This is a genomic window from Pseudomonas sp. AC172, from assembly GCF_979258595.1.
Window position 1 is genome coordinate 1,031,388 of the sequence record NZ_OZ409868.1, and the last position, 18,730, is coordinate 1,050,117.

The window sequence follows — 18,730 nt, forward strand, 5'->3', positions numbered from 1 at the left end:
CGCAAATGAAGCAGGGATGGCAGGTTTTCTGGCTGTGGCTGAGTCTGATCGCCACCTGCTGGGCGAGTGACACACCGCAGGTGCTGCAGGTGCTGACCCGCAGCGGGCCGGAAAACGCCCGGTTGCGCCTGGACGAACAGGACCGGCAATGGCTGCGTCAGCACCCAGTGTTGCGCATGGGCGTTTCCGGTCCGGATTACCCACCGTTCGAGATCACTCGCAATCAGCATGAACTTGAAGGGCTCACCGCGGATTACGCCGATCTGCTGGCGCAGTTGCTCGGCGTGCGCATCGAAGTGCAGCGTTTTGCCAACCGCGATGCGGTGATGGCGGCACTCAAGCACGGCGATCTCGATCTGCTGGGGACCTCCAACAGTTTTGAAGCCGCCGATCCGGACTTTATCCTGTCCCGTGCCTACGCCGAAGACCAACCGATGCTGGTGACTCGACTCGAAGAGCCGTTGCCGACCGATCTGGCGGGCAAGCGCCTGGCCATGGTCGAGGACTATCTGCCACTGGCGAGCGTACAAGCGTTCTATCCCCAGGCCAGCGTGCGGCGTTATCCCTCGGCAATGGATGCGCTCGGGGCAGTGGCGTTCGGCGCGGATGATGTGTATCTGGGCGACTTCATCAGTGCCAACTACTTGATCAACACCAATTATCGTAACGATCTGCAACTGTCCGGCCCGGCGGGGCTGGATGCCAACGCGTTCGCGTTCGCCCTGCTGCGCAGCGATGTGCGCCTCAAACGCATCGTCGACCAGGCGTTGGCGGCCATTCCCATGGAGCGTCGCCAACGGATCGAACAGCGCTGGAGCGCTGGCCTTGCCGAGATGGCTGAGCAGTCGCGGGTGCAGCTCAGTGCCAGTGAGCAGGCGTGGCTGGATCAGCATCCACTGATTCGGGTCGGTGCCATCGAAGATTTCGCACCGCTGACGTTTTTCGATGCCGATGGCCGTTTCAGTGGGTTGACGGCGCAATTGCTGAGTTTGATCAGCCAGCGCAGCGGGTTGAACTTCGAGATTGTGCGCGGGGCGTCGCTGGATCGTCAGATCGAACAGCTCAAGGCCGGGGAACTGGATGTGTTGCCAGTGGTGACGCCGAGTAGCGAGCGTGAAATCGAACTGCAATTTACCCGCGCCTATCTGAACAATCCATTTGTGCTGGTCAGTGCCATCACCACGCAGGGGCCGCTCAACCTTGATGACCTGGCCGGTAAACGGCTGGCGATTTATCGCGGCCACCCGTTGCGCGGATATCTATTGGAACGGGTACCGGGCATCCGTCTGATCGAAGTCAAAAGCCCGGCCGAAGGGATGGCGTTGATTACCAAAGGCCAAGTCGACGCCACGGTGAGCTCGTTGCTGGTGGCGCGCTTTCTGATCGCACGTCACTACCGCGAGCGCCTGCGCGTTACTGGCACTATCGGCGATCAACCGGCGCGCATTGCGTTGGCGACGGCCCCGCAGATGCCGGCCCTGCACTCGATCCTGAACAAGGCGCTGTTGAGCATTGCCCCGCAACAGATGGACGAACTGGTTGAGCGCTGGAGCCACGATGTAGTGGTAGAAGGCAGTTATTGGTTACAGCATCGTCGCGAGATTCTCCTCGGTTTTGCCGGTGCAGCGGTGTTGCTGGCGCTTGCACTGGCCTGGATCGTTTTTCAGCGCCAACAGATTCGCCGGCGCCAGCAATGGTTGCGACAATTGCAGGAAGCCAAGGACGCAGCAGACGATGCCAATAGGGCGAAAACCACGTTTCTGGCGACCATGAGCCACGAAATCCGCACGCCGATGAATGCCTTGATCGGCATGCTCGAACTGGCCCTCAAGCGCGCAGAAGAGGGTGTGACCGATCGTTTGGCGATTCAGGTAGCGTCCAATGCCGGGCAACAATTGCTGGCGTTGATCGGCGACATTCTCGACATTGCTCGAATCGAGACCGGGCATTTGTCCCTCGCGCCCGAACGCGCCAACCTGGGCGAACTGGTGGTGTCAGTGTGTCGGGTGTTTGAAGGGCTGGCGCGGCAGAAGCGCTTGCTGTGGCACATCGAACTGGATCCCCGCAGCAACGTTGATGTGCTGATTGATCCGACGCGGTTCAAACAAGTGCTGTCGAATCTGCTGAGCAATGCGATCAAGTTCACTGAAGAGGGTGAGGTCAGTCTGCGGCTGGTGGTGAGCGCAGCGGTGACAGAAACACTGGCCGTGAAAGTGCGGATCGAGGACAGCGGGGTGGGGATCAGCCACGACGATCGGCGGCGCTTGTTCAGCCCGTTCGTGCAGGCGAGCAATCACTCGCAGTCGGCACGCAGCGGTTCCGGGCTGGGCCTGGTCATCAGTCGCAGCCTCTGCGAAATGATGGGCGGCACGCTGCGGCTCGACAGTGCGCCGGGCGAGGGAACACAAGTCGAAGTCAGTCTCGAACTGCCGCTGTTGGCCGCCCTCGCTCAGACCCCGACACCCCCGCAAGCAGTCGTTGCTGCTGCGTGTTCACTGAGTGTGCTGGTGGTGGACGATCACCCGGTGAACCGTCTCTTGCTGTGCTGGCAATTGAGCGAACTCGGCCATCGTACGGTCGACACCGAGAACGGAGATGAAGGTCTGGAGCGCTGGCGCACGCAAGCGTTCGATGTGGTGATCACCGATTGCAATATGCCGAGGCGCAACGGTTATCAGCTGGCGCAGGCCATTCGTGAAGAAGAAGCGATTGCCGGGCGCAAGCCTTGCCTGATTCTTGGCTTTACCGCCAACGCGCAGGCCGAGGAAAGGACGCGGTGCCTGAAGGCCGGCATGGACGAGTGCCTGTTCAAACCGATCCGCTTGCACGATCTGGCGCAGGCATTGACGGCGGCCAGTCATTGCGACATCGCGGCGGCCTCCAGCGCGATGCCAGCATTGGCGGAGATCGATCTGAGCGCCCTGGAGCAAATGGCCGGGAATGATCGTGGCTTGATCGAGCATTTACGCAAGGAGGTGCTGAACAGCTTGCACCTCGATCTGCAACGTCTGGATATGTTGCAGCAAGAGCAGGATCGCGCGGGGCTTCGCGAACTGGCTCATCACATCAAGGGTGGGGCGCAGATGGTCGGGGCCGCGCGGGTGGTGGCGGCGTGTATCGAGCTTGAACAGGCATGTCGCGAAGCGCACGCGGCGCCGTTGGGCATGGCAAGCGATACGTTGCGCGAGGCCATGGCCGGCCTCGCGCAACGTCTGCAAAGCTGACGCGTGTCAGGTCAGTCCCAGTCAGGCGCGATGCCTTTCGGGCTGGTCAGGCGATGGTCGCGATCGAGTGTGGCAATCAGCGCCATGTCGGCATCGCTCAAGGTCAGCGCCTTGGCGGCAAGGTTGCTTTGCAGGTTGGCGCGTTGGGTCGACGACGGGATCACCGCGCAGCCCGACTGCATCGCCCAGGCGAGGGTGACTTGCGCCGGGGTGGCTTGCAGGCGTTCGGCGATCTGCTGGATCAGCGGATCTTTCAGCACTTCACCGTAGGCGAGGGTCATGTAGGAGGTGATGTGGATGCCTTGGCGGCGGGCGAACTCGACCACCTTGCGGTTTTGCAGAAACGGATGCAGTTCGATCTGGTTGGTGGCGATGTTTTCTGCACCGACTGCAGCAATCGCCTGCTTCATCAAATCGATGGTGAAGTTGGACACACCGATCTGCCGGGTCAGGCCCAGGCGCTTCGCCTCCAGCAGGGCGCCCATGAACTCTTCGACCGGGACCTGGTTTTCCGGCGATGGCCAGTGAATCAAGGTCAGGTCGAGGTAGTCGGTCTGCAGTTTTTCCAGGCTGTCCTTGAGGCTGTCGATCAGGCGATCCTTGGCGAAGTTGGCGACCCAGATCTTGCTGGTGATGAACAGCGCTTCACGCGGGATGCCGCTGGCTGCGATGGCTTGGCCGACATCAGCTTCGTTTTCGTAGATTTGCGCGGTGTCGATGACCCGGTAGCCGAGTTCGAGGGCAGTGCTCACTGAGTCAATGACGACCTGGCCTTGCAGGCGAAACGTGCCAAGGCCGAAAGCGGGAACAGACATGAAAGACTCCAGGGGTTGCAGTGGGAATGGGCAGGAGTATCCGTGTCTGCATCGTTGAGAAAAACCGCTGGTGGGGCAAAGCACTGTTGATCAGAAGTCATGAATCAAATGTGGGATATGTGTTGACCGGACTGGCCCCTTCGCGAGCAAGGCCGCTCCCACATTGGAATGCGTGCTCTTGTGGGAGCGAGCTCGCTCGCGAAGGGCGCACCGCCGATTCAGGCAATGTCGCTGTGGGCAAACTCTTCGCCGAGAAAATCAATCAACGTACGTACCGACGGCAACAACCCGCGCCGCGACGGAAAGATCGCATGCACCACTCCGCACTTCGGCGCCCAGCCCGGAATCAATTCCACGACGCGTCCGGCGGCAATGTCCTCACGCACCACCACACTCGGCAAATGCGCCACGCCAACGCCGGCAATCACCGCCTGACGCAAGGCAATCAAGTCATCGGTGACCATCCGCGGCGTATGCCGAATCAGCGCCGTGTTGTCATTCGGCCCGAGCAGTTCCCACTGATATTCGCGCTGTGCCGCCCCCCAATGCAGGCTCGGCAAGCCATTGAGGTCAGCAGGCGAGGGCGGTGATGACAGGCGTTCGACAAATACCGGGCTGCCGACCACCGATTGCATGCTATTGCCGAGCACTTTCATGACCATGTCGGTGTTTTCCAGCGGCGGAAAACGCACTCGCAGCGCAATGTCGAATCCTTCGTGAATCAAATCGACCCGGCGGTTGGTGCTCTCGATGAACAACTCCACTAGCGGGTACTTGAGCATGTAGCGCGTGAGCATCGGCCCGACCCACGAATTGAGCAGCGCCGTCGGGCAACTCAGGCGCACCAGACCTTGCGGTTCGGAGCGGTTGCGTTCGATCAGTTCGGCGGCGCTTTCGGCTTCAATGCGCATGGCCAGGCAGCGCTGGTAATAGGCTTGGCCGATTTCGGTCAATGAACAATGACGGCTGGTGCGGTGCAGCAGACGTACGCCGAGACGCTCCTCAAGCTCGGCAATGCGCCGGCTGAGTTTTGATTTGGGCATGTCCAGCGCCCGCCCGGCGGCAGCGAATCCGTGGTGCTCGACCACTTGAGTGAAGTAGTAGAGGGTGTTGAGGTCTTCCACCATCGTTCTCCAGATAGAACGCTAAGGCTGATTTTTGCAGTCTAGTGCATTAATGGTCATGGATTTAAGCTTAATCCATCGCATCACTCACCCCAATTGGAGACAACCATGAAAAACATCATCGGTATCTACACCAGCCCGCGCGGCCATTGGGTCGGCGATGGTTTCCCGGTTCGCACGCTGTTTTCCTACGACAACCTCGGCAAACACATCAGCCCGTTCCTGCTGCTCGATCACGCCGGCCCGGCCGATTTCACCCCGACTACCGAACGGCGTGGCGTTGGTCAGCATCCGCACCGTGGTTTCGAAACTGTGACTATCGTTTATGAAGGCGAAGTGCAGCACCGTGATTCTACCGGCAGCGGCGGCGTGATCGGCCCTGGCGATGTGCAGTGGATGACGGCTGCTTCCGGGATCCTCCATGAGGAGTTCCACTCGGAAAACTTCGCTAAAACCGGCGGCAAACTGGAAATGGTGCAGCTGTGGGTCAACCTGCCGGCCAAGGACAAAATGGCCGCGCCGGGCTACCAGACCATTCTCGACAGCGACATCCCGAGCATCGCGCTCAAGGACAACGCGGGCAGCCTGCGCCTGATCGCCGGTGAGTTCGATGGCCATACCGGCCCATCGCGCACTTTCACAGCGATCGACGTGTGGGACTTGCGCCTCAACGCCGGCAAGTTGCTGACGCTGGATCTGCATGAAGGCCGCAACACCGCGCTGGTGGTGTTGAAAGGTTCGGTGCAGGTCAACGGTCTGGAATCGGTGCGCGAAGGGCAGTTGGCGCTGTTCGAACGTGACGGCCATCAGATGACGCTCGAAGCCAGCCAGGACGCGGTGGTGTTGCTGCTCAGCGGCGAGCCGATCGACGAACCGATCGTCGGCCACGGCCCGTTCGTGATGAACACCGAGCAGGAAATCCACCAGGCGTTCGCCGACTTCCAGTCCGGCCGCTTCGGCCAGATGCACGCTTAACGCACCACCACTCCGCTCTACACAGGACGCGTAGGCCGGTTCGCAGGCCAGGGATGGCTGTCGCCTATAGAAAAGAGGAAACGCACATGAACACTGTCAATGCAGCGAACTTCGACGGCCAGAAACCGACCATCGATGCCAGCGACGCAGCGATGCTGCTGATCGACCACCAGAGCGGTCTGTTCCAGATCGTCAAGGACATGGACGTGCCACAACTGCGCGCCAATGCCATCGCACTGGCCGAAGCCGCGACGCTGCTGAAAATGCCGGTGATCACCACCGCCTCCGTGCCGCAAGGGCCGAACGGGCCGTTGATCCCGGAGATTCACGAAGCGGCGCCGCACGCGCAATACGTGGCGCGCAAAGGCGAAATCAATGCCTGGGACAATCCGGAATTTCACGCAGCGGTCAAAGCTACCGGCAAGAAGACGTTGGTGATCGCCGGGACCCTGACCAGCGTCTGCCTGGCATTCCCGTCCATCGCCGCCGTGCATGAAGGTTACAGGGTGTTCGCCGTGGTCGACGCGTCCGGCAATCACTCGAAACTCGCCACTGATCTGACCGTTGCCCGTTTGGCCCAGGCCGGGGTGGTGCCGATCGACATCATGGCTACGCTTTCCGAGCTGCAAGGCTCGTGGAACCGTCCCGATGCCGAGCAGTGGGCGGCTGTCTACGCCCAGGCCATGCCGCATTATCAATTGCTGATCGAGAGCTACCTCAAGGCTCAGCAAGTCGCGAACGAACACGAAGTGCTGGATTCCCAGCGCTGATCGAGTCTCCTGAGGCCGACCTCCCGTCGGCCTCTACACCCCGCGAGGATTACTGCAATGACCACTCAATACAAACGTCTGGACAAGAACAACGCCGCAGTGCTGCTGGTCGACCACCAGGCCGGGCTGTTGTCGCTGGTGCGCGACATTGATCCGGACAAATTCAAGAACAACGTGTTGGCGCTGGCCGATCTGGCCAAGTACTTCAAACTGCCGACGATCCTTACCACCAGTTTCGAAACCGGCCCAAATGGCCCGCTGGTGCCTGAGCTGAAAGCACTGTTTCCGGATGCGCCGTACATCGCCCGCCCTGGCCAGATCAACGCCTGGGACAACGAAGATTTCGTCAAGGCGATCAAGGCGACTGGCAAGAAGCAGTTGATCATTGCTGGTGTGGTGACGGAAGTTTGCGTGGCGTTCCCGGCACTGTCGGCGCTGGAAGAGGGCTTCGATGTGTTCGTGGTGACCGATGCCTCAGGCACGTTCAACGAGCTGACTCGCGAATCGGCGTGGAACCGCATGTCCACTGCCGGCGCGCAATTGATGACCTGGTTCGGTCTGGCCTGCGAGCTGCATCGCGACTGGCGCAACGACATTGAAGGGCTGGGCACGCTGTTTTCCAACCACATCCCGGACTACCGCAACCTGTTCACCAGCTACAACAGCCTGAGCAACGATAAATAATCCCAGCCAAACCACAGTCCCCCTGTGGGAGCGAGCCTGCTCGCGAAGGCGTCGTATCAGTTAATGCACCTTCGACTGATCCACCGCATTCGCGAGCAGGCTCGCTCCCACATTTAGTTTTGGGGTGTTTTTGCGGGCGTGTTCATCCTCTGAAATCAATTGCTCCTACACTTGCTCAATCTGTGCGATCTTCTCGCGATTGGCCTTCGTCGGAGTTGTTTGATGCTGTCTCTGCTCACCGAACATCCGTTGTTTTGCGCGCTGATCCTGATCCTCCTCGATCTCGGTCTGTGGCGTCTGATCAGCTCCCGTGGCAGCGAGTGGAAACTGCTGGTGCGGGTGCTGATTTTCACCTTGTTCAGCGTGCTGCTGTTCAACGAAGGCCTCAACCCGATGGAGCCGGCGCCGTGGGCCGACAACGTGCCGCTGCACCTGGCGGCGACCGGGTTGCAGATTGGCTGGTGGCTGTTCGGCGCGCGCACCCTGACGGTATTGATCGGCGCAGTGATGATGCAGCGGGTCGGCCACACCGGGCGGCTGTTGCAGGATCTGCTCGGCGCGGTGATTTTCCTTATTGCGATCATTGCCGCGCTGGCTTACGTGCTCGATCTGCCGGTCAAAGGCGTGCTGGCGACGTCTGGCGCGTTGGCGATCATCGTCGGTCTGGCCTTGCAGAGCACGCTCAGCGACGTGTTCTCCGGGATCGTCCTCAACACCACCAAGCCGTATCAACTGGATGACTGGATTTCCATCGACGGCACGGAAGGGCGGGTCACCGACATCGACTGGCGCGCCACGCGCCTGCAGACCAGTCAGGGCAGCATGGCGGTGATTCCCAACTCGCTGGCGGCCAAGGCCAAGATCATCAACTTCAGTCGACCGAGCAATATGTTCGGCGTCGCGGTCAGCGTGCAGGTCAGCCCGCACGCGCGGCCCAACTCAGTGATCGATGCGCTGGAGCGGGCGATGCAGGGCTGTCGTCAGTTGCTCGATACACCAGCGCCAAGTGTGGCGCTGAAAAGCTCCGGCAGCAGCGGCGCGGAATACGAGATCAGCGGTTTCGTCGCCTCGATGGGCGAGAAGCGCGTGGTGCGCAATCAATTGTTCGACCTGGCCTATCGGCACTTGCAGGCGTCCGGGGTCAATCTGCTGTCGAGCGATGAAAGTGCTGCGCCGACCAACCTGTCGCGGCCACGGGCGTTGCTCGACAGTTCGCCAATATTTTCGACCCTGCGTCAGGAAGAGAAAGACACCTTCAGCCAGAACATGACCCTGCAAACCTTCCGTGCCGGCGAGACGATCCTTGAAGCGGGGGAGGTCAGCGATCACTTGTTCATTATCGAGTCGGGCGTGGTTACCGTAACCCTGACTCGCCATGGCTCGCCGTTCGAGTCCGGGCGCATGGGCCCCGGCGAAGTGATCGGCGAGGCCGGCATACTTTCCGATTCTTCTGTGCCGGCCAGGTTTGCCGCGAAAACCTTCTGCGCCCTGTACCGCATCGAGAAGACTTACCTGAAGCCGTGTCTGGACGCTCGCCACGATATCAGCGATGCCATGAAAACCTTGCTCGATTACCGCTTGCACAAGGCGCAATCGCTGACCGAGGAAGCGCCGGTGGTGGTGGCGAAAAAAGGCTTCCTGCAATGGCTGCGCAGTCGCGCTTGAAGTTATGCGTAGGCGGCGAGTTTCTGTTCCAGGTGCAAGCGCACCTGCGGCCACTCGTCGTCGATGATGCTGAAACGCACCGAGTTGCGCTTGCGCCCGTCCGGCATGATCCGCTCATGGCGGACGATGCCTTCCTGTTGCGCGCCAAGGCGCAGAATCGCGTTGCGCGACTTCTGGTTATTCTCGTCGGTGGTGAACTGCACGCGCACGCAATCGAGCACGTCGAAGGCGTGGCGCAGCATTAGGTACTTGGCTTCGGTATTGACGAAGGATTTCTGCCAGCTCGCCGAGATCCAGCTGCTGCCGATTTCCAGCTTGCGATTGAGCGGGTCGATCTTCCAGAAGCGGGTTGAACCGATCACTTCCCCAGTGTCTTTCAAGACAATGACAAACGGTAGCACCGTGCCGGCGTCACGGCCATCGAGGGCCTTTTTCAGATAGCTGTCGACTGTGCTTGCTGAGGGCACAACGGTGACGGTGAGGTTCCACAATTCGCCGTCAGCGGCAGCGTGGAGCAGGGCAGCGGCATCTGAATACTGGAGCGGGCGCAGGAGGATGCGCGGACCTTGCAGTGTGGTTTGCATGGGATTGCGGTCTCGGCAGTACAGGCGAAGGGCGAGCGCCTATTACGCCGTACCGGGCGGATCCGATGCAACCGTGGCGATGATCACGGGGTCACAATTTTTACAGCCCACGGGCAGGAGCCTCAGCCAATGAAAAACCTGCGGATCGCCACCTACAACGTCAACGGTTTACGCGCACGTTTGCCCAACTTGCTGGACTGGCTCAAGCGCGAGCAACCGGACATCGCCTGCCTGCAAGAACTCAAGTCTGTCGACACGGCATTCCCCGCCGCCGAACTGGAAGCCGTCGGTTACGGCGCGATCTGGCAGGGCCAGGCCTCGTGGAACGGCGTGGCGATTCTCGCCCGCGATGCGCAACCGCTGGAAAGTCGCCGCGGTCTGCCGGGCGATCCGGATGACAAACACAGTCGTTATCTGGAAGCGGCGGTGCACGGCGTGCTGGTCGGTTGCCTGTACCTGCCCAATGGCAACCCGCAGCCGGGGCCGAAGTTCGATTACAAACTGGCCTGGTTCGAACGGCTGATCAGCTACGCCAAAGACCTGCAAAGCAGCGATCACCCGGTCGTGCTGGCCGGTGACTATAACGTTGTGCCTACCGACAGGGACATCTACAACACCCGTTCGTGGCTCAAGGACGCGTTGCTGCAGCCGGAGAGCCGCGAGTGTTATCAGCGTTTGCTTGATCAGGGCTGGACCGATTCGCTGCGGCATCTGTATCCCGAGGATCGTCTCTACACCTTCTGGGATTACTTCCGCCAGCACTGGCAAACCAACTCCGGTTTGCGCATCGATCATCTCCTGCTCAATCCGGCGCTGAGTCCGTATTTGCATGAGGCCGGCGTAGACGCCTGGGTGCGCAACGAACCGCATGCCAGCGACCATGCGCCGACGTGGATTCGTATCGGTTCACGCAAGAAACGCTAGCGGGCGATTGGCGAAATCAATTGTCGAAAACAGTGCCCGATCCCGTATACATGGCGACCATCAACGCAGTGAACTGCGGCCCCATGCATAAGGATCGAGCAATGAGTGAGCCACGCCTGACGAATCTGAAGCTGTACCTGCAACGTCTCGGGTTTGATGCCCCGCCGGCGCCCACGCTGGAGAGCTTGCGATGGTTGCAACTGCGCCACACCGGGGTGTTTGCGTTCGAGAACCTGGCGACGATCACCGGGGCGCCGGTACTGATCGACTTGCCGTCCATTGAAGAGAAGGTTCTGCTCGGTGGTCGCGGTGGCTACTGCTATGAGCTGAACAATCTGTTTTTTGCCTTGTTGCTTGAACTGGGCTTCGACGCACGTGCTATCAGCGGGCGGGTGGTGATGAATCAGCCAGAAGGCAGCTGGACGGCGCGCACGCACCGCTTGAGTCTGGTGACTATCGACGATGTGCGTTATATCAGCGATGTCGGCTTCGGTGGCATGGTGCCGACCGCGCCGCTGCTCCTCGATACCGAGACTGAGCAAGCAACCCCTCACGAACCTTATTGCATCGAAAAACAGGCCGACGGCTACATGCTACGAGCCAAGGTGGCGGGTGAATGGCGGCCGATGTACCTGTTTGACCTGCAACGCCAGGAAGACATCGATTACACCATTGGCAACTGGTACGTCTCGACCCATCCTGAGTCACCGTTCAGTCAGCGCCTGATGGTCGCGCGCACCGGGGAGGGCTGGCGCAAGACGCTGAACAACGGCAGTTTCGCCATCCATCGCATGGGTGCCAGCAGTGAGCGGCGCGAGGTGGCGGAAGTCGGTGAGTTGATTGAATTGCTGGCGCGCGAGTTTGCTCTGCATCTGCCGGATCTGCCCCACAATCGCCAGTCTTTGGCGCGGATGATCGAGCCCGTGTCTGGTTAGGGCTTGGCGTCTGGCTCCAGCACTCGGCGGATTTCCCCGATCGCGGCTGACAGTTTTTTCTCGAGACTCTTGAGGTCGGCGGCGGTGATGCCTTTCTTGAATTGCCCGCTCGATTCGGCTTTTTCCGGTTTGGCAACGGCATCGAGCAGGGCATGACGCAGGGTGTTATTGATTACCGTCTGATAACCGAACCCTTCGTTTTCCGCGACCGTTCGCGCCGCTTCGATGACGGCGTCATCCAGCATGATGGTGATCCGGGTTTTGCCCTTGTTTGACGCCAATGCACCGCGTTTACCCTGAGAAAAGTCATATTCGTCTTTCATCGATCAAGCCTCCAGAAAATAAGCGCTACGTTCGCTGGGTGTGGCGACACGTGCAGAAATGATTCGAACGACATTCGCATCCCGGTAACTGTAAGCAACGACCAACAAGCGCCCTTTGCCGTTGAGGCCAATAGTGATCCAGCGCTGTTCGTCATGGTCGTTGTCCTCGATCGTCAGTGCTCGTTCGTCGTCAAAGACCGGCCCGGTCTCGGCGAGGCTGACGCCTTTGTGCTTGAGTTTGTTGGCTGCGTTCTTGCTTTTGTCGTACTGAATTTCAATGAACTTCATTATGCATACTTTATATGTATAAAAAAGAGCGCGACCGCACCGTCGGTCGCCGTGAACACTTCAGCGTAGTGGCGGCAGGCGAGGGTACTGGGGAGGAAGTGTTGCCGGATTTGTGGGGGATGCAAGCCGCAGGCTAGAAGGTTGGGTGGCTACCTATCCATTTTGTGACTGATAAGTTGTATACAACTCTATGGACATTTGTCACGAGTATTGAATACAGTGTGCGCATAACAAAAACCAGGGAACCCCCCACCATGAAAACGCCCCATGTTTCACACCAACGGCCCGAGGATGAAAATCTCGGGGTCGGCGCGAATATGGCTTACGGCCTGCAACATGTTCTGACCATGTACGGCGGTATCGTTGCGGTGCCACTGATCATCGGCCAGGCGGCCGGCCTGTCGCCGGCGGACATTGGTTTGCTGATTGCTGCTTCATTGTTTGCGGGGGGGCTGGCGACGCTGCTGCAAACCCTGGGTCTGCCGTTTTTTGGCTGTCAGTTGCCGCTGGTTCAGGGCGTGTCGTTCTCCGGCGTGGCGACCATGGTCGCTATCGTCAGCAGTGGCGGGGAGGGCGGCTTTCAATCCGTGCTCGGCGCGGTAATTGCGGCGTCGTTGATTGGCTTACTGATCACGCCGGTGTTCTCGCGCATCACCAAGTTCTTCCCGCCGCTGGTCACCGGTATCGTGATCACCACCATCGGCCTGACGCTGATGCCGGTGGCCGCACGCTGGGCGATGGGCGGTAACAGCCATGCGCCGGACTTCGGCAGCATGCAGAACATTGGTCTGGCGGCGGTCACGCTGGTGTTGGTGTTGCTGCTGAGCAAAGTCGGCAGTTCGACCATCTCGCGTCTGTCGATTCTGTTGGCCATGGTGATCGGCACGGTGCTGGCGGTGTTCCTTGGCATGGCGGATTTCTCCAGCGTCACTACGGGGCCGATGTTCGGCTTCCCGACGCCGTTCCACTTCGGCATGCCAACCTTCCACTTCGCCGCGATCCTGTCGATGTGCATCGTGGTCATGGTGACGCTGGTAGAGACTTCGGCAGACATTCTGGCAGTCGGTGAAATCATCGGCACCAAAGTCGATTCCAAACGTCTTGGCAATGGCCTGCGCGCGGACATGCTGTCGAGCATGTTTGCGCCGATTTTCGGTTCGTTTACCCAGAGCGCTTTCGCCCAGAACGTCGGGCTGGTGGCGGTCACCGGGATCAAGAGCCGTTACGTGGTGGCTACTGGCGGTATCTTCCTGGTGATCCTTGGCCTGCTGCCGTTCATGGGGCGGGTCATTGCTGCAGTGCCGACTTCGGTACTCGGCGGCGCCGGTATTGTGCTGTTCGGTACGGTGGCGGCGAGTGGTATCCGCACGCTGTCGAAGGTTGATTACCGCAACAACGTCAACCTGATCATTGTTGCCACCTCGATCGGTTTCGGCATGATCCCGATTGCCGCGCCGAACTTCTACGATCACTTCCCAAGCTGGTTCGCGACCATTTTCCACTCGGGCATCAGCTCGTCGGCGATCATGGCGATTCTGCTCAACCTTGCGTTCAACCACTTCACCGCCGGTAACTCGGATCAGCAATCGGTGTTTGCGGCGGCGGAAGAGCGGACCCTGCGCTATCGCGATCTGGCGGCGCTGCGTGAAGGCGATTACTTCAGCGACGGCAAATTGCACGACTGCGATGGCAAGGAAGTGCCAGTGATCGAGCCGGATGATCACGACCACGGACATGGCGCGCCGAAAGCGCAGGTGAAAAGCAGCGAGCATGTCTGACCGCTGTAGCTGAATAGAAAAGGGCCGTTCTGTTAAACGCAGATCGGCCCTTTTTGTTTGAGAATCAAAATGATCTTTTCGAGCGCCCACAAAAAAGCCCCTGAATCTTTCGATTCAGGGGCTTTGCTATTTGGCTCCACAACCTGGACTCGAACCAGGGACCCAATGATTAACAGTCATTTGCTCTACCAACTGAGCTATTGCGGAATTGGTGCGTATGTTACTGATTCAAAAAGAGAAGTCAAGCGTCAGCTGCAAAAAACTGCGATTCGACAGGACAGACGGTGATTTGTCAGCGATTGGCGATTACCAGAATCGCCCGAGAGGTCTACCATGGCCGCCCGGAAGTGGTCACACGCGCTGCCGGCCATTCGCCGAAAAGGTACGCGCCATGAAACTTTCTGCCCGTAACAACGAGGTGTTCGCATGAGCACCACGCAAATCAGCCTGCCCAAAGGGGTAGGGCCGCACGCCGAGAAACTCTTCGAGGCAATCACCCAAGCCAGCACTGCCGAGGAATTGAACCGCGCAGGTGGCAAGGCCGAAGGGTTCGTCCTTGGGCTGGAAAGCACCAAGGCGATCAAAAGCCAGGTCGCCGAATCGCTGTACGTCATTTATGACGATGCTGCCGCTCAGCGCGCGACTGAACTGATTTAACTGCCGAAGGTGATGGTGCCCAATATCAGTTTGGCGTAGGCCGCAGTGGCTGCCAGTTGCACCAGCCACAGCACCAGGCCACCCAGGAACACACCGGCGGCGACTTGCAGCACCAGGCTTTTTTCGCGTTTGGCCGAGGCGCGCGGGATGAAATCATCCAGATCGTCACGGTCAGCGCGCAGGTTGTCGTTTTTCATATAGATCTCACAAAATTCTCGGATAAACACAAAACCTGTGGGAGCTAGCCTGCTCGCGAATGCGGTGGGTCAGTCGCCATCATTGTTGGCAGGCAAACCGCATTCGCGAGCAGACTCGCTCCCACAATTTGGATGTGTGTGCAGTCTAGAGGGTGTGGGGCGTCCTTCGGACAAATAAAAAACGGGAAGCCCCAAGGCTTCCCGTTTTTCATCACGTGGCGAAATCAGATGACCTGAACAATCGCATCCGTCACTGCCTTGATGTTGCTCTGGTTCAGCGCCGCCACGCAGATGCGGCCGGTGTCCAAAGCGTAGATGCCGAACTCGTTACGCAGGCGATGCACTTGCTCGGTGGTCAGGCCGGAGTAGGAGAACATGCCGCGCTGACGACCGACGAAGCTGAAGTCGCGGCCCGGGGCTTTCTCTGCCAGCAGATCAACCATCTGGGTACGCATGCCGCGAATGCGCAGACGCATTTCGGCCAGCTCGGCTTCCCACTGCGCACGCAGTTCCGGGCTGTTCAACACAGCGGCGACGATGCTCGCACCGTGGGTCGGCGGGTTGGAGTAGTTGGTGCGAATCACGCGTTTGACTTGCGACAGCACGCGCGCGCTTTCTTCTTTCGATTCGCTGATGATCGACAGCGCACCAACGCGTTCGCCGTACAGCGAGAACGACTTGGAGAAAGAACTCGATACAAAGAAAGTCAGACCGGATTCAGCGAACAGGCGCACGGCAGCGGCGTCTTCGTCGATACCGTCGCCGAAACCCTGGTAAGCCATGTCGAGGAACGGCACGTGACCTTTGGCCTTGACCACTTCCAGCACGTTGTTCCAGTCCGTTGGGGTCAGGTCGACGCCGGTCGGGTTGTGGCAGCAAGCATGGAGGATAACGATCGAGCCGTTTGGCAGGGCGTTGAGGTCTTCGAGCATGCCGGCACGGTTAACATCGTGGGTGGCTGCGTCGTAGTAGCGGTAGTTCTGCACCGGGAAACCGGCGGTTTCGAACAGCGCACGGTGGTTTTCCCAGCTCGGGTCGCTGATCGCGACGACGGCGTTCGGCAGCAGTTGCTTGAGGAAGTCGGCACCGATTTTCAGTGCGCCGGTTCCGCCGACGGCCTGAGTGGTGATGACGCGACCGGCGCTGATCAGCGGCGAGTCGTTGCCGAACAGCAGCTTTTGCACGGCCTGGTCGTAGGCAGCGATGCCATCGATCGGCAGGTAACCGCGCGAAGCGTGTTGAGCGACGCGAATCGTCTCGGCTTCGATCACGGCGCGCAGAAGTGGAATTCGCCCCTCTTCGTTGCAATACACGCCAACGCCCAGGTTGACCTTGGTGGTCCGGGTATCGGCGTTGAATGCTTCGTTGAGGCCCAGGATTGGATCGCGGGGTGCCATTTCGACAGCGGAGAACAGGCTCATTATTGCGGCGGCTCTGAATGGAGAGTGGAGGGACGTGTCGCGCTCCAGCCGGATGCACTAGAGCGGTGCACAAACGGGGAGCTAGTATAGAGGCCATTACTGAGCAATGGCGACAGGCGATTCGGCTTTTCGGGTAAGTTTTTCCGATTATTTCTTGACCGTTAGTCGACTGCCCGTGTCAGAGTCTTTAGCGGATGTAGGACGTTTGCCTTGAAAGAGCGGGCAATCGCCACCACATTGAGCACAATCCAGGTTTTTTCTTGCACGACACCGGTCTTTTGCGGTCGTCCCCGTGGTGTTCCGCTTTGCTCGGAATGCCGCGATCCCAGAGGTGTATATGTCCGAATTCCAGCTCGTCACCCGCTTCGAGCCCGCCGGCGATCAACCGGAGGCCATCCGTCAATTGGTGGAGGGCATCGAAGCCGGGCTGGCGCACCAGACGCTGCTCGGTGTGACCGGCTCGGGCAAGACCTTCAGCATCGCCAATGTCATCTCGCAGATCCAGCGTCCGACCCTGGTGCTGGCGCCGAACAAGACCCTCGCCGCGCAGTTGTACGGCGAGTTCAAGGCGTTTTTCCCGAACAACGCCGTCGAATACTTCGTTTCCTACTACGACTACTACCAGCCCGAAGCCTATGTGCCGTCGTCCGACACCTTCATCGAGAAGGATGCGTCGATCAACGACCACATCGAGCAGATGCGTTTGTCCGCGACCAAAGCGCTGCTCGAGCGCAAGGACGCGATCATCGTCACCACGGTGTCGTGCATCTACGGTCTCGGTAGTCCGGAAACCTATTTGAAGATGGTCTTGCACGTCGATCGCGGCGACAAGCTCGATCAGCGTGCGCTGCTGCGGCGTCTGGCCGATCTGCAATACACCCGCAACGACATGGATTTTGCCCGTGCAACGTTCCGTGTGCGTGGCGATGTGATCGACATCTACCCGGCGGAATCCGATCTGGAAGCGATCCGCATCGAGCTGTTCGACGACGAAGTCGAAAGCATTTCCGCCTTCGACCCGCTGACCGGCGAAGTCATCCGCAAGATGCCGCGCTTCACGTTCTACCCGAAGAGCCACTATGTGACGCCACGGGAAACCCTGCTCGACGCCATCGAACACATCAAGGTCGAATTGCAGGAGCGTCTGGAATACCTGCGCAGCAACAACAAACTGGTCGAAGCCCAGCGGCTGGAGCAGCGCACCCGTTTCGACCTGGAAATGATCCTCGAGCTGGGTTACTGCAACGGCATCGAAAACTACTCGCGTTATCTGTCTGGCCGTCCGGCTGGTGCCGCGCCGCCAACGCTTTACGATTACCTGCCGGCTGACGCCTTGCTGGTGATCGACGAATCCCACGTCAGCGTGCCCCAAGTCGGCGCGATGTATAAGGGCGACCGCTCGCGGAAAGAAACCCTGGTTGAATATGGCTTCCGTCTGCCGTCAGCGCTGGACAATCGACCAATGCGTTTTGACGAGTGGGAGGGGGTCAGCCCGCAGACCATTTTCGTCTCGGCAACGCCAGGCAACTACGAAGCCGAACACGCCGGTCGTGTGGTCGAGCAAGTGGTGCGGCCGACTGGTCTGGTCGACCCGCAGGTTGAAGTGCGTCCGGCGCTGACGCAGGTCGACGATTTGCTGTCGGAAATCGGCAAGCGTGTGGCGGTCGAGGAGCGGGTGCTCGTCACCACGCTGACCAAGCGCATGGCCGAAGATCTCACCGATTACCTCGCCGATCACGGCGTGCGTGTGCGTTATTTGCACTCGGACATCGACACGGTTGAGCGCGTCGAAATCATCCGCGACCTGCGCCTCGGCACGTTCGATGTGCTGGTCGGCATCAACCTTCTGCGTGAAGGTCTGGACATGCCGGAAGTGTCGCTGGTGGCGATTCTCGATGCGGACAAGGAAGGTTTCCTGCGTTCCGAGCGTTCATTGATCCAGACCATCGGCCGCGCGGCGCGAAACCTCAATGGCCGGGCGATTCTCTATGCCGACCGCATGACCGGTTCGATGGAGCGGGCTATTGGCGAGACCGAGCGTCGTCGTGACAAGCAGATAGCCTTCAACCTGGAAAACGGCATCACCCCGCGCGGTGTGATCAAGGACGTCGCCGACATCATGGAAGGCGCCACTGTGCCGGGCTCGCGCAGCAAGAAGCGCAAAGGCATGGCCAAAGCCGCCGAAGAGAACGCCAGGTACGAAGCCGAACTGCGCTCGCCGAGCGAGATCACCAAACGCATTCGTGCCCTGGAAGAGAAGATGTACCAGCTGGCGCGGGATCTGGAGTTTGAAGCGGCGGCGCAGATGCGCGATGAGATTGCCAAACTGCGCGAGCGGCTTTTGGCTGTTTGATTGATGTTGCCTG

The 18,730-nt window shown here is 59.6% G+C and carries 17 protein-coding genes and 1 tRNA gene; 10 read left to right on the plus strand and 8 right to left on the minus strand.

Annotated features, from left to right (window positions below; genetic code table 11):
- The first annotated feature begins 5 nt into the window (after positions 1-5).
- On the plus strand, positions 6-3,224 hold the full coding sequence (locus ACZ0A4_RS04675) for a transporter substrate-binding domain-containing protein (RefSeq protein WP_463573303.1): 3,219 nt from the start codon (positions 6-8) through the stop codon (positions 3,222-3,224).
- Positions 3,225-3,235: 11 nt separating this feature from the next.
- Here ACZ0A4_RS04675 and dkgB read toward each other — a convergent pair whose 3' ends face one another.
- Both dkgB and ACZ0A4_RS04685 read right to left on the minus strand, forming a co-directional pair.
- Positions 3,236-4,039, minus strand: a complete 804-nt coding sequence (dkgB, locus tag ACZ0A4_RS04680) for a 2,5-didehydrogluconate reductase DkgB (RefSeq protein ID WP_463573305.1) — start codon at positions 4,037-4,039, stop codon at positions 3,236-3,238.
- Between the two features lie 218 nt (positions 4,040-4,257).
- Complete coding sequence (locus tag ACZ0A4_RS04685) at positions 4,258-5,166, minus strand: LysR substrate-binding domain-containing protein (protein ID WP_463573307.1); 909 nt, start codon at positions 5,164-5,166, stop codon at positions 4,258-4,260.
- 105 nt (positions 5,167-5,271) lie between these two features.
- Here ACZ0A4_RS04685 and ACZ0A4_RS04690 point away from each other — a divergent pair, with 105 nt between their 5' ends.
- The 4 genes from ACZ0A4_RS04690 (at position 5,272) to ACZ0A4_RS04705 (ending at position 9,257) form a co-directional block, all read left to right on the plus strand.
- Complete coding sequence (locus ACZ0A4_RS04690; protein WP_463573309.1) at positions 5,272-6,138, plus strand: pirin family protein; 867 nt, start codon at positions 5,272-5,274, stop codon at positions 6,136-6,138.
- An 86-nt stretch (positions 6,139-6,224) separates the two neighbouring features.
- A complete protein-coding gene (locus tag ACZ0A4_RS04695; RefSeq protein WP_463573311.1) occupies positions 6,225-6,908 on the plus strand; it encodes an isochorismatase family protein in 684 nt (227 codons plus the stop codon).
- 57 nt (positions 6,909-6,965) lie between these two features.
- Positions 6,966-7,592, plus strand: a complete 627-nt coding sequence (gene ycaC, locus ACZ0A4_RS04700) for an isochorismate family cysteine hydrolase YcaC (protein ID WP_122661604.1) — start codon at positions 6,966-6,968, stop codon at positions 7,590-7,592.
- Positions 7,593-7,814: 222 nt separating this feature from the next.
- On the plus strand, positions 7,815-9,257 hold the full coding sequence (locus tag ACZ0A4_RS04705) for a mechanosensitive ion channel domain-containing protein (RefSeq protein WP_463573314.1): 1,443 nt from the start codon (positions 7,815-7,817) through the stop codon (positions 9,255-9,257).
- 2 nt (positions 9,258-9,259) lie between these two features.
- Here the strand turns inward: ACZ0A4_RS04705 and ACZ0A4_RS04710 are convergent, their stop codons facing one another.
- Entirely contained in the window at positions 9,260-9,841 is a 582-nt protein-coding gene (locus ACZ0A4_RS04710; protein ID WP_463573316.1) for a GNAT family N-acetyltransferase, read from the minus strand.
- Between the two features lie 129 nt (positions 9,842-9,970).
- Here ACZ0A4_RS04710 and xth point away from each other — a divergent pair, with 129 nt between their 5' ends.
- Positions 9,971-10,765, plus strand: a complete 795-nt coding sequence (gene xth, locus ACZ0A4_RS04715) for an exodeoxyribonuclease III (protein ID WP_463573318.1) — start codon at positions 9,971-9,973, stop codon at positions 10,763-10,765.
- A 101-nt stretch (positions 10,766-10,866) separates the two neighbouring features.
- Positions 10,867-11,700: an arylamine N-acetyltransferase family protein gene (locus ACZ0A4_RS04720; RefSeq protein ID WP_463573320.1), complete on the plus strand. Its 834-nt coding sequence runs from the start codon at positions 10,867-10,869 to the stop codon at positions 11,698-11,700.
- Here ACZ0A4_RS04720 and ACZ0A4_RS04725 read toward each other — a convergent pair.
- Entirely contained in the window at positions 11,697-12,023 is a 327-nt protein-coding gene (locus ACZ0A4_RS04725) for a BrnA antitoxin family protein (protein WP_463573322.1), read from the minus strand. The two genes, ACZ0A4_RS04720 and ACZ0A4_RS04725, sit on opposite strands and share 4 nt — an antisense overlap.
- A 3-nt stretch (positions 12,024-12,026) precedes the next feature.
- Complete coding sequence (locus tag ACZ0A4_RS04730; RefSeq protein WP_463573324.1) at positions 12,027-12,311, minus strand: BrnT family toxin; 285 nt, start codon at positions 12,309-12,311, stop codon at positions 12,027-12,029.
- A gap of 254 nt (positions 12,312-12,565) precedes the next feature.
- Between ACZ0A4_RS04730 and ACZ0A4_RS04735 the strand changes: the two genes are divergently transcribed.
- On the plus strand, positions 12,566-14,089 hold the full coding sequence (locus ACZ0A4_RS04735) for a nucleobase:cation symporter-2 family protein (RefSeq protein ID WP_103304845.1): 1,524 nt from the start codon (positions 12,566-12,568) through the stop codon (positions 14,087-14,089).
- 131 nt (positions 14,090-14,220) lie between these two features.
- Here ACZ0A4_RS04735 and ACZ0A4_RS04740 read toward each other — a convergent pair.
- Positions 14,221-14,296 (minus strand) — tRNA-Asn (locus ACZ0A4_RS04740).
- A 219-nt stretch (positions 14,297-14,515) separates the two neighbouring features.
- On the opposite strand from ACZ0A4_RS04740, the gene ACZ0A4_RS04745 reads away from it, so the two are divergent.
- The gene (locus tag ACZ0A4_RS04745; RefSeq protein ID WP_463573326.1) at positions 14,516-14,746 is read left to right on the plus strand and encodes a hypothetical protein; all 231 of its coding nucleotides are present in this window, start codon (positions 14,516-14,518) and stop codon (positions 14,744-14,746) included.
- Here ACZ0A4_RS04745 and ACZ0A4_RS04750 read toward each other — a convergent pair.
- Together ACZ0A4_RS04750 and ACZ0A4_RS04755 are read right to left on the minus strand one after the other, a co-directional pair.
- Positions 14,743-14,943, minus strand: coding sequence for a hypothetical protein (locus ACZ0A4_RS04750; RefSeq protein ID WP_463557505.1), 201 nt, complete (start codon positions 14,941-14,943; stop codon positions 14,743-14,745). The genes ACZ0A4_RS04745 and ACZ0A4_RS04750 overlap by 4 nt on opposite strands.
- A gap of 224 nt (positions 14,944-15,167) precedes the next feature.
- Positions 15,168-16,364 (minus strand): amino acid aminotransferase, encoded by a 1,197-nt coding sequence (locus tag ACZ0A4_RS04755; protein ID WP_463573328.1) that lies wholly within the window; start codon positions 16,362-16,364, stop codon positions 15,168-15,170.
- Positions 16,365-16,701: 337 nt separating this feature from the next.
- On the opposite strand from ACZ0A4_RS04755, the gene uvrB reads away from it, so the two are divergent.
- The gene (gene uvrB / locus ACZ0A4_RS04760; RefSeq protein ID WP_463573330.1) at positions 16,702-18,717 is read left to right on the plus strand and encodes an excinuclease ABC subunit UvrB; all 2,016 of its coding nucleotides are present in this window, start codon (positions 16,702-16,704) and stop codon (positions 18,715-18,717) included.
- Positions 18,718-18,730: the final 13 nt, after the last annotated feature.

Excerpts from the sequence above, each read along its gene's own strand:
- ACZ0A4_RS04675 (WP_463573303.1), top strand. The coding sequence starts at position 6 with ATGAAGCAGGGATGGCAGGTTTTCTGGCTGTGGCTGAGTCTGATCGCC.
- dkgB (WP_463573305.1), bottom strand. The coding sequence starts at position 4,039 with ATGTCTGTTCCCGCTTTCGGCCTTGGCACGTTTCGCCTGCAAGGCCAG.
- ACZ0A4_RS04685 (WP_463573307.1), bottom strand. The coding sequence starts at position 5,166 with ATGGTGGAAGACCTCAACACCCTCTACTACTTCACTCAAGTGGTCGAG.
- ACZ0A4_RS04690 (WP_463573309.1), top strand. The coding sequence starts at position 5,272 with ATGAAAAACATCATCGGTATCTACACCAGCCCGCGCGGCCATTGGGTC.
- ACZ0A4_RS04695 (WP_463573311.1), top strand. The coding sequence starts at position 6,225 with ATGAACACTGTCAATGCAGCGAACTTCGACGGCCAGAAACCGACCATC.
- ycaC (WP_122661604.1), top strand. The coding sequence starts at position 6,966 with ATGACCACTCAATACAAACGTCTGGACAAGAACAACGCCGCAGTGCTG.
- ACZ0A4_RS04705 (WP_463573314.1), top strand. The coding sequence starts at position 7,815 with ATGCTGTCTCTGCTCACCGAACATCCGTTGTTTTGCGCGCTGATCCTG.
- ACZ0A4_RS04710 (WP_463573316.1), bottom strand. The coding sequence starts at position 9,841 with ATGCAAACCACACTGCAAGGTCCGCGCATCCTCCTGCGCCCGCTCCAG.
- xth (WP_463573318.1), top strand. The coding sequence starts at position 9,971 with ATGAAAAACCTGCGGATCGCCACCTACAACGTCAACGGTTTACGCGCA.
- ACZ0A4_RS04720 (WP_463573320.1), top strand. The coding sequence starts at position 10,867 with ATGAGTGAGCCACGCCTGACGAATCTGAAGCTGTACCTGCAACGTCTC.
- ACZ0A4_RS04725 (WP_463573322.1), bottom strand. The coding sequence starts at position 12,023 with ATGAAAGACGAATATGACTTTTCTCAGGGTAAACGCGGTGCATTGGCG.
- ACZ0A4_RS04730 (WP_463573324.1), bottom strand. The coding sequence starts at position 12,311 with ATGAAGTTCATTGAAATTCAGTACGACAAAAGCAAGAACGCAGCCAAC.
- ACZ0A4_RS04735 (WP_103304845.1), top strand. The coding sequence starts at position 12,566 with ATGAAAACGCCCCATGTTTCACACCAACGGCCCGAGGATGAAAATCTC.
- ACZ0A4_RS04745 (WP_463573326.1), top strand. The coding sequence starts at position 14,516 with ATGAGCACCACGCAAATCAGCCTGCCCAAAGGGGTAGGGCCGCACGCC.
- ACZ0A4_RS04750 (WP_463557505.1), bottom strand. The coding sequence starts at position 14,943 with ATGAAAAACGACAACCTGCGCGCTGACCGTGACGATCTGGATGATTTC.
- ACZ0A4_RS04755 (WP_463573328.1), bottom strand. The coding sequence starts at position 16,364 with ATGAGCCTGTTCTCCGCTGTCGAAATGGCACCCCGCGATCCAATCCTG.
- uvrB (WP_463573330.1), top strand. The coding sequence starts at position 16,702 with ATGTCCGAATTCCAGCTCGTCACCCGCTTCGAGCCCGCCGGCGATCAA.